Below are 7,197 nucleotides of genomic sequence, written 5' to 3' on the forward strand. Positions count from 1 at the left end.
CAGGAAGAACATGGCGGAGCTGACGATCTCCTCCGACGAGATCCGTAGCGCGATCGAGAACTACACCGCGAGCTACTCCCCGGAGGCCTCCCGTGAGGAGGTCGGCACGGTGTCCGACACCAGCGACGGCATTGCGCACGTCACCGGCCTGCCGTCGGCGATGGCCAACGAACTGCTGGAGTTCCCCGGCGGCGTCCTCGGTGTGGCGCTGAACCTGGACGCCACCGAGATCGGTGCCGTCGTCCTTGGTGACTTCCAGGACCTGGAGGAGGGGCAGCAGGTCAAGCGGACCGGCGACGTCCTCTCCGTTCCCGTCGGCGACGCCTTCCTTGGTCGCGTCGTGAACCCGCTCGGCCAGCCGATCGACGGCCTCGGCGAGATCGAGTCGACCGAGAACCGCGCCCTGGAGCTGCAGGCGGCAACGGTGCTCGAGCGCCAGCCGGTCGAGGAGCCGCTGCAGACCGGCATCAAGGCCATCGACGCGATGACCCCGATCGGCCGCGGCCAGCGTCAGCTCGTCATCGGTGACCGCAAGACCGGCAAGACCGCGGTCTGCATCGACGCGATCCTGAACCAGAAGGCCAACTGGGCGACTGGCGACCCGAAGCAGCAGGTCCGCTGCATCTACGTCGCGATCGGCCAGAAGGGCTCCACCATCGCAGGCGTGAAGCAGGCGCTGGAGGAGAACGGTGCGATGGAGTACACCACCATCGTCGCCGCCCCGGCCTCCGACTCCGCCGGCTTCAAGTGGCTGGCCCCGTACACCGGCTCGGCCATCGGCCAGCACTGGATGTACCAGGGCAAGCACGTCCTCGTCGTGTTCGACGACCTGACCAAGCAGGCCGAGGCGTACCGCGCCATCTCGCTGCTGCTGCGTCGCCCGCCGGGACGCGAGGCCTACCCCGGCGACGTGTTCTACCTGCACTCCCGCCTGCTGGAGCGTTCGGCGAAGCTGTCCGACGCGCTCGGCGGCGGCTCGCTGACGGCCCTGCCGATCATCGAGACCAAGGCGAACGACGTCTCGGCCTACATCCCGACGAACGTCATCTCGATCACCGACGGTCAGGTCTTCCTCGAGTCCGACCTGTTCAACAAGGGGATCCGCCCCGCGATCAACGTCGGCATCTCGGTGTCCCGCGTCGGTGGCGCCGCCCAGACTAAGGGCATGAAGAAGGTGTCCGGCTCGCTGCGTCTGGAGCTGGCCCAGTTCCGTGAGCTCGAGGCGTTCTCCGCCTTCGCGTCCGACCTGGACGACGCCTCGAAGGCCCAGCTCGAGCGCGGCCAGCGTCTGGTCGAGCTGCTCAAGCAGGACCAGTACAGCCCGATTGCCGTCGAGGATCAGATCGTCTCGATCTACCTTGCCGGTGAGGGCGTGTTCGACTCGGTGCCGGTCGGCGACGTCCGCCGCTTCGAGTCCGAGCTGCTCGAGGATCTGCACCGCAACGCCGCTGGCGTGTACGAGCAGATCGCGGGCGGCAAGGCGCTCGACGACAGCTCGATCGAGGCGCTGACCGCCGCGACCGACAAGTTCAAGCAGGGCTTCCTCGCGTCCGACGGCAGCCGCGTCGTCAACGAGGCCGAGGCGTCCGCGCTTGGCGCCGACGAGGTCAGCCAGGAGCAGGTTTCCGTCACCCGCAAGCACGTCACCAAGTGAGGGCGACGGCCGTGACGGACACTAATTGGGAAGGAGGGACTGAGTAGATGGCGAACTTGCGCGAATTGCGCTCCCGCATCAAGTCGGTCAACTCGACCAAGAAGATCACCAAGGCGCAGGAGCTGATCGCCACCTCCCGCATCACCAAGGCGCAGATTCGGGTCGCGGCCTCCAAGCCGTACGCCGAGGAGATCACCAAGGTGCTCTCCGCGCTGGCGAGTGCCTCGGGATCGCTCGATCACCCGCTGCTCAACGAGCGTGCCAACCCGAAGCGTGCGGCCGTGCTGGTGGTCACCAGCGACCGCGGCATGTGCGGCGGCTACAACTCCAACGTCCTCAAGGAGGCCGAGGAGCTGTTCGCGCTGCTGCGCAGCGAGGGCAAGGAGCCGGTGCTCTACGTGCTCGGCACGAAGGGCCTGACCTACTACACCTTCCGCGACCGCGACGTGAAGGGCGCCTGGACCGGGTTCTCCCAGGACCCGGGCTACGCCGACGCGGCACGGGCCAGCAGGCACCTCGTGGAGCTGTTCATGGCGGGGTCGGGGACCAGCATCCCGGCCCACAACGGTGAGGGCACGATCGAGGGCGTCGACGAACTGCACATCGTCTACACGAAGTTCGTGTCGATGCTGACGCAGGCGCCCGAGGTGCGCCGGATGGCGCCCCTGGAGATCAGCTACCAGGACGAAAACTTCGAGCTCGGGGACGACATGCTCTCCGACTCGAACGGTGCTGCGCCGACGGCTCAGTACGACTTCGAGCCGGAGGCCGGGACGCTGCTGTCCGCCCTCCTCCCGAAGTACATCAACACCCGCATCTACTCGTCGCTGCTCGATGCGGCAGCGTCGGAGTCGGCCGCACGTCGTACCGCCATGAAGGCGGCAACCGACAACGCGAACGAGCTGGTGAACACCCTGAGCCGCGAGGCCAACCAGGTGCGCCAGGCACAGATCACCCAGGAAATCAGCGAGATCGTCGGTGGCGCGAATGCGCTCGCCTCGAGCGCAGGAAGTGACTAAGAGCACATGACCGCAGCAGTAGCCCAAACCAACGCGAACGGCACGGCAACCGCCGGCCGGGTCGTGCGGGTCATCGGTCCCGTTGTGGACGTTGAGTTCCCGCGCGGCGCCGTCCCCGCCCTGTTCAACGCGCTGAACGCGGAGGTCACCCTCCCGTCCGTCGCGAAGACGCTGACCCTCGAGGTCGCGCAGCACCTCGGCGACAACCTGGTGCGCACCATTTCGATGCAGCCGACCGACGGCCTGGTCCGTGGCGCCGCTGTCGTCGACTCGGGTCGCCCGATCTCGGTTCCCGTCGGTGACGTCGTCAAGGGCCACGTGTTCAACGCCCTCGGCGACTGCCTCGACGCGCCGGGCACCGGCCGCGACGGTGAGCAGTGGGGCATCCACCGCAAGCCCCCCGCCTTCGATCAGCTCGAGGGCAAGACCGAGATCCTCGAGACCGGCATCAAGGTCATCGACCTGCTGACCCCGTATGTCAAGGGCGGCAAGATCGGTCTGTTCGGTGGCGCCGGCGTCGGCAAGACCGTTCTGATCCAGGAGATGATCACCCGTATCGCCCGCGAGTTCTCCGGAACCTCGGTGTTCGCAGGCGTCGGTGAGCGCACCCGTGAGGGCACCGACCTGCACCTTGAGATGGAAGAGATGGGCGTCCTCCAGGACACCGCCCTTGTCTTCGGCCAGATGGACGAGCCGCCGGGAACGCGTATGCGCGTCGCCCTGTCCGCGCTGACCATGGCGGAGTACTTCCGCGATGTCCAGGGCCAGGACGTGCTGCTGTTCATCGACAACATCTTCCGGTTCACCCAGGCCGGTTCCGAGGTCTCGACCCTGCTGGGTCGCATGCCGTCGGCCGTGGGTTACCAGCCGACGCTGGCGGACGAGATGGGTGAGCTCCAGGAGCGCATCACCTCGACCCGTGGCCGCTCGATCACCTCGCTGCAGGCGATCTACGTCCCCGCCGACGACTACACCGACCCGGCGCCGGCCACCACGTTCGCGCACCTCGATGCGACCACCGAGCTCTCGCGTCCGATTTCGCAGATGGGTATCTACCCCGCTGTGGACCCGCTGACGTCGACCTCGCGCATCCTGGAGCCCGGCATCGTCGGTGCCGAGCACTTCCGGGTTGCGAACGAGGTCAAGCGGATCCTGCAGAAGTACAAGGAGCTGCAGGACATCATCGCCATCCTCGGCATGGACGAGCTGCAGGAAGAGGACAAGGTCCTCGTCGGCCGTGCCCGGCGTCTGCAGAAGTTCCTCGGCCAGAACTTCATCGTTGCCGAGAAGTTCACCGGTGAGGCCGGCTCGGTCGTGCCGCTGCGCGACACCATCGAGGCGTTCGACCGCGTCTGCAAGGGCGAGTTCGACCACCTGCCCGAGCAGGCGTTCAACAGCTGCGGTGGACTCGACGACGTCGAGGCCGCTGCCGCCAAGATCGCCGGAAAGTAGTCGACGATGGCTGAGATGACCGTTGAGCTCGTCGCCGTCGAGCGGCGGCTGTGGTCGGGGCAGGCGACTCTCGTCAGCGCCCAGACCACCGAGGGCGAGATCGGCATCATGTACGGCCACGAGCCGGTCCTCGGCCAGCTGGTCGAGGCCGGGACCGTTGCCATCACCACCGCGGGCGGCGAGCGTCTCGTCGCCGCGGTGCACGGTGGCTTCCTCTCGGTGACCGGCAAGACGGTGACGATCCTGGCGGAGTCCGCGGACTTCTCCGGCGACGTCGACGTCGACGCCGCGAAGGCCGTCCTCGCCGACAGCACCGCGTCCGACGAGGCGCTCGCTGTCGCCAAGGGCCAGCTCCGCGCTGTCGAGCGGGCCTGACAAGTAGTCACGACAAGCCGCGACGGGTAGGCCGACGAGTAGTGAGCACCGGAGTGATCGTTCTCTTCATTCTGGTTGTGCTGCTCGCGGCCCTCGTCGCGGCTTTCGTATATCGGCTGGCGGTGCTCCGCCGCGGTGGCACCGCCGTGATCCTGCGGACGATGCCCGCAGGCGACGGCATCGGATGGCGGCACGGGATCATTCGCTACGGCGAGGAGTCCCTGGTGTTCTTCAAACTGTCGAGTCTGCGGCCGGGCCCGGACTCGCGGATCGCCAGGCAAGGCATCGACATCGGGGAGCGGCGCTCGCCCCGGGACACCGAGTTCGACATCATGACCGACGACATCGTCATCGTGGCAGTGCACGATGCGGACCGGGCGTTCGAGTTCGCGTTGGACCGCGGCGCCCTGACGGCCTTCCTGTCCTGGGTGGAGTCCCGCCCGCATGGGCGTTCCGTCCGGGGCAGGCCGCCGGGATCGATCGACTGACCAGACACGTGAACCCCGACCGGTACCGGTCGGGGTTCACGTGTTTCCGGTGTCAGGCTCGTCCTGCGCCCGGCTTCCACAGGACGTCCCCGCCGGGATTGGCGATCCGGCCGAGGATGAACAGCAGGTCGGACAGGCGATTGAGGTACTTCGCGGGCAGGACGCTGGTGTCGTCGGGGGCGGCGTCGACGGCAGCCCACGCCGCCCGTTCGGCCCGCCGGACCACGGTGCGTGCGACGTGCAGCTGCGCGGCCAGCGGGGTGCCACCCGGCAGGATGAACGAGTTCAGCGACTCGAGTTCTTCGTTGAACTCGTCGCACCAGCCCTCGAGTCGCTCGATGTAGCCCGCGGTGACGCGCAGCGGCGGGTACTTCGGATCCGCGACCACCGGGGTGGACAGGTCGGCGCCCGCATCGAACAGATCGTTCTGGATCTCCCGGAGGACCCCGGCGATCCGCTCGTCGGGTGCACCGACCGCCAGCGCGACGCCCAGTGCGGCGTTCGCCTCGTCGCAGTCCGCGTAGGCGACCAGGCGCGGATCGTTCTTCGACACCCGGGAGAAGTCACTCAGACCGGTGGTCCCGTCGTCTCCGGTGCGGGTATAGATGCGGGTCAGGTGGACTGCCATGCGGTCACGGTACCGCGCCTCGTCGGGATGTCGGCGCGGCCTGGTTAGGCTGTGCGACTGTGAGTGAACGCTTTCTGGTCACCGGCGGCAATAGGTTGTCGGGAGAAGTCTCCGTCAGCGGCGCGAAGAACAGCGTCCTGAAGTTGATGGCGGCTGCGCTGTTGGCGGAGGGCACCACCACGATCACCAACTGCCCGGACATCCTCGACGTGCCGTTGATGGCCGAGGTGTTGCGCGGCCTCGGCTGCGACGTCGTGCTTGACGGCGACGAGGCGCGGATCACCACGCCCTCCGAACCCAAGTACCACGCGGACTTTCCCGCGGTCACCCAGTTCCGGGCGTCGGTCTGCGTGCTCGGGCCGCTGGTTGCCCGGTGCCGCAGGGCGGTTGTTGCGTTGCCGGGCGGGGACGCGATCGGGTCGCGGCCGCTGGATATGCATCAGTCGGGGCTCCGACTACTCGGTGCCACCAGCGAAATCCAGCACGGATGCGTGGTCGCGGAGGCCGAAGATCTGCACGGCGCGCACATTCGCCTTGCCTTCCCGTCGGTCGGCGCAACCGAGAACATCCTGATGGCGGCGGTCCTGGCGAAGGGCGAGACGGTCATCGACAACGCGGCACGGGAACCCGACATCGTCGACCTGTGCAACATGCTCGGCCGGATGGGCGCGCAGATCGAGGGAGCAGGGACGTCGACCCTGACGATCCAGGGTGTCCCGTCGCTCCGCCCGACGACCCACCGCGTGATCGGCGACCGGATCGTCGCCGCAACCTGGGGCATCGCCGCGGCAATGACCCGCGGCGACGTCCGGGTGCGCGGTGTGAACCCGCGGCACCTGGCGTTGGTCCTCGACAAGCTGAGGGCCGCGGGGGCACAGGTCACCGTCGAGGCCGATGGATTCCGGGTGGTTCAGGCGGAACGTCCCCATGCGGTCAACTTCGCCACCCTGCCGTTTCCGGGGTTCCCGACCGATCTGCAGCCGATGGCGATCGGCCTGGCCGCCGTCGCGGACGGCACATCGATGATTACCGAGAACGTGTTCGAGGCGCGGTTCCGGTTCGTCGAGGAGATGATTCGGCTCGGTGCCGACGCCCGCACGGACGGTCATCACGCCGTCGTCCGGGGCATCCCGCAGTTGTCGAGTGCGCCGGTCTGGTCATCGGACATCCGGGCCGGCGCGGGACTGGTCCTCGCGGGACTGGTCGCGGATGGGACAACCGAGGTCCACGACGTCTTTCACATCGACCGCGGCTACCCGCGCTTCGTCGAGGACCTCACCGAGCTCGGTGGTGACATCCAGCGGGTGCCGGGGTCCGACTGAGCGGGATCCGATGGTCGACACGACTGGGCGTCGAGCCTTCGCATGGTGCGGGGGATCGGCGCCCATTCGCGTCGGCGGGGCGGACCCGGGTCGTGGTGTCCGGCGTCACATCGGTCGGATTCGGGTGTCTGCGGGGTGATCGGGGTGGGTGACCTGCGTGTTTGTGTCCGGTCATGGTGGTTGACCAGCGGATTTGCGGTGGCGTTCACGGCCACGTAACTTTTGTCGAGTCAGAGCGACACGGACACCGACTCCGCCC

General features: G+C 67.7%; 7 protein-coding genes. 6 read left to right on the forward strand and 1 reads right to left on the reverse strand.

The window, feature by feature from the left end:
- Positions 1–10: 10 nt before the first annotated feature.
- The 5 genes from atpA to ACFWPA_RS18185 are packed head-to-tail and all read left to right on the forward strand — an operon-like array spanning position 11 to position 4,988.
- On the forward strand, positions 11–1,654 hold the full coding sequence (gene atpA / locus ACFWPA_RS18165; RefSeq protein WP_378506017.1) for a F0F1 ATP synthase subunit alpha: 1,644 nt from the start codon (positions 11–13) through the stop codon (positions 1,652–1,654).
- 47 nt (positions 1,655–1,701) lie between these two features.
- Positions 1,702–2,673, forward strand: coding sequence for a F0F1 ATP synthase subunit gamma (locus ACFWPA_RS18170; protein ID WP_378506018.1), 972 nt, complete (start codon positions 1,702–1,704; stop codon positions 2,671–2,673).
- A 6-nt stretch (positions 2,674–2,679) separates the two neighbouring features.
- Positions 2,680–4,125 carry a F0F1 ATP synthase subunit beta gene (gene atpD, locus ACFWPA_RS18175; RefSeq protein WP_378506019.1) on the forward strand — a complete coding sequence of 482 codons (1,446 nt, stop codon included), beginning with the start codon at positions 2,680–2,682 and terminating at the stop codon, positions 4,123–4,125.
- Positions 4,126–4,131: 6 nt separating this feature from the next.
- Positions 4,132–4,500 carry a F0F1 ATP synthase subunit epsilon gene (locus ACFWPA_RS18180; protein WP_378506020.1) on the forward strand — a complete coding sequence of 123 codons (369 nt, stop codon included), beginning with the start codon at positions 4,132–4,134 and terminating at the stop codon, positions 4,498–4,500.
- A gap of 41 nt (positions 4,501–4,541) precedes the next feature.
- Positions 4,542–4,988, forward strand: coding sequence for a DUF2550 domain-containing protein (locus tag ACFWPA_RS18185; protein WP_378506021.1), 447 nt, complete (start codon positions 4,542–4,544; stop codon positions 4,986–4,988).
- A gap of 52 nt (positions 4,989–5,040) precedes the next feature.
- On the opposite strand, the gene ACFWPA_RS18190 is transcribed toward ACFWPA_RS18185, so the two are convergent.
- Complete coding sequence (locus tag ACFWPA_RS18190) at positions 5,041–5,616, reverse strand: cob(I)yrinic acid a,c-diamide adenosyltransferase (protein ID WP_378571314.1); 576 nt, start codon at positions 5,614–5,616, stop codon at positions 5,041–5,043.
- Between the two features lie 59 nt (positions 5,617–5,675).
- Between ACFWPA_RS18190 and murA the strand changes: the two genes are divergently transcribed.
- Positions 5,676–6,938: a UDP-N-acetylglucosamine 1-carboxyvinyltransferase gene (gene murA, locus ACFWPA_RS18195; protein ID WP_378506023.1), complete on the forward strand. Its 1,263-nt coding sequence runs from the start codon at positions 5,676–5,678 to the stop codon at positions 6,936–6,938.
- The last annotated feature ends 259 nt before the right edge of the window (positions 6,939–7,197 follow it).

The organism is Rhodococcus sp. NPDC058505 (assembly GCF_042720095.1).
Taxonomy (GTDB): domain Bacteria; phylum Actinomycetota; class Actinomycetes; order Mycobacteriales; family Mycobacteriaceae; genus Rhodococcus_G.

Coding starts and splice junctions, on each gene's coding strand:
- ACFWPA_RS18190 (WP_378571314.1), bottom strand. CDS start 5,616: ATGGCAGTCCACCTGACCCGCATCTATACCCGCACCGGAGACGACGGG.
- ACFWPA_RS18170 (WP_378506018.1), top strand. CDS start 1,702: ATGGCGAACTTGCGCGAATTGCGCTCCCGCATCAAGTCGGTCAACTCG.
- atpD (WP_378506019.1), top strand. CDS start 2,680: ATGACCGCAGCAGTAGCCCAAACCAACGCGAACGGCACGGCAACCGCC.
- atpA (WP_378506017.1), top strand. CDS start 11: ATGGCGGAGCTGACGATCTCCTCCGACGAGATCCGTAGCGCGATCGAG.
- ACFWPA_RS18180 (WP_378506020.1), top strand. CDS start 4,132: ATGGCTGAGATGACCGTTGAGCTCGTCGCCGTCGAGCGGCGGCTGTGG.